The 1,414-nt window shown below is 58.6% G+C and carries 2 protein-coding genes; both read left to right on the top strand.

Going from position 1 to position 1,414, the window contains the following annotated elements; all coding sequences use genetic code 11:
* The coding region (locus VZ95_RS14545) for an ATP-dependent Clp protease adaptor ClpS (RefSeq protein WP_045776498.1) at positions 1–188 on the top strand (188 nt) is incomplete at its 5' end.
* Between the two features lie 6 nt (positions 189–194).
* The coding region (locus VZ95_RS14540) for an AAA family ATPase (RefSeq protein WP_045776497.1) at positions 195–1,414 on the top strand (1,220 nt) is incomplete at its 3' end.

Here is a 1,414-nt window from a genome sequence, read left to right as displayed (position 1 = left end):
CATTTCTCGAAAGGTTTTTCCAGAAGAATAAGGAAGAAGCCACGCGGATTATGCTGCATGTCCATCAGCGTGGCGTGGGGGTCTGCGGTGTCTTCACCTATGAGGTGGCGGAAACGAAAGTCACGGAAGTGATGGACTTTGCCCGCCGACACCAGCACCCTTTGCAGTGCACCTTGGAGAAGGAGTAGCCTTTGATGCTCTCGCGGAACCTGGAAAAGAGCCTGCATACGGCCCTGGAGCTTGCCAATAAGCGTCGGCACGAGTTTGCGACGCTGGAGCATCTCCTGATGTCCCTCACCGACGATCAAGATGCTTTAGGCGTCTTTCGCGCCTGCGGCGTCGATCTCGACAAATTGCGCCGCGACCTTACCAATTATCTCGATAACGAGCTGTCGAATATCGTCAGCAGCCGCACCGAAGACGCCAAACCCACATCCGGTTTTCAGCGCGTCGTGCAGCGGGCGGTGATCCACGTCCAATCCTCCGGGCGCGCGGAAGTCACTGGCGCGAATGTACTGGTGGCGCTGTTCTCGGAACGGGAAAGCCACGCGGTTTATTTCCTGCAAGAACAGGATATGAGCCGGTTCGATGCGGTGAACTTCATCTCCCACGGTATCGCCAAAGTGCCGGGCCGCTCGGAAAGCCGCCGGACGGCGGGGGCTGAGGAAGAAACCGCCGCACCGTCTGCGCCGAAAGAGGGCAAAGAGGCTAAGAAGGGCCAAGAAGCGCTGGAAGCCTATTGCGTTGATCTGAACAAAAAGGCCGCCAATGGTAAGATCGATCCGCTGATTGGCCGCGAGGCCGAAGTCGACCGCACCGTTCAGATCCTCTGCCGCCGGACTAAGAACAACCCGCTTTATGTCGGCGATCCCGGCGTCGGCAAAACCGCGATTGCCGAAGGGCTGGCGAAACGCATCGTCGATGGCGATGTGCCGGAAGTGTTGCTGGGCGCGACGATTTTTAGCCTGGATATGGGCGCACTGCTGGCGGGCACGCGCTATCGCGGCGATTTCGAAGAGCGTTTGAAGCAGGTTCTGGGCGAGCTTGAAGCCCATCCGAACGCCGTGCTGTTCATCGATGAAATCCACACGATCATCGGCGCGGGTGCAACCTCCGGCGGGGCGATGGATGCCTCCAACCTGCTGAAACCGGCATTGGCATCGGGCAACCTGCGCTGCATCGGCTCGACCACCTATAAGGAATACCGCAGCTACTTCGAGAAGGACCGTGCCCTAGTGCGGCGCTTCCAGAAGATCGATGTGGCCGAGCCGTCGGTGGAAGATTCGATCAAGATCCTCAAGGGCCTAAAGCCCTATTACGAGCAGCACCATAAGGTGCGCTACACGAATGAGGCCATCCGCACGGCGGTGGAGCTGTCAGCGCGCTATATCAACGATCGCAAACTGCCCGATAA

The sequence above is a fragment of the Elstera litoralis genome (assembly GCF_000963705.1).
In the GTDB taxonomy this organism is placed as follows: Bacteria; Pseudomonadota; Alphaproteobacteria; order Elsterales; family Elsteraceae; genus Elstera; species Elstera litoralis.
This window is presented reverse-complemented; position numbering and strand designations above follow the sequence as displayed.